A 423-nucleotide genomic window follows, 5' to 3' on the forward strand; every position below is an offset into this window, starting at 1 on the left:
GGGCGGGCCACCGGCCGTCCCGGTCGCCGTCCAGGCCGTCGTTCCACAGCAGCCACAGCGCCTCCTCGGCCGTGGCGCCGCCGGCCAGTGCCTCGCGCGCCCTGCGCAGCAGCAGCCCCAGCTCGCGTGCGCCGCGCGCGTACGACGGGTCGTGCGCGACCAGCCGTTCGGGCTCGGACAGCGCCTCGGCCAGCAGCTCGTCGGAGGGACGGGGCACGGTGCGGCCGGCGGCGCGTTCCTCCTCGCGCAGAGCCCGGCCCAGACGGCGCAGGTCGGCGCCGTCCATGCCGCCCAGCGGGGAGGCCAGCAGGGTGAGCGCGGTCTCCACCCCGATCCAGGGCCCGTCCGCGCCGCCGTCCTCCCCTCCCCGGTCCGCTCCGGGGCCGCCTCCGCCCCGCCCCGGCCCGCCGGCCCGGTCCGCTC

General features: G+C 80.9%; 1 pseudogene. It reads right to left on the bottom strand.

Annotated elements, in window-relative coordinates:
• Positions 1–423, bottom strand: a pseudogene (locus AC2CJA_RS27270) (ATP-dependent helicase); the annotation flags it as partial.

The organism is Streptomyces sp. ATLC9 (genome assembly GCF_057196705.1).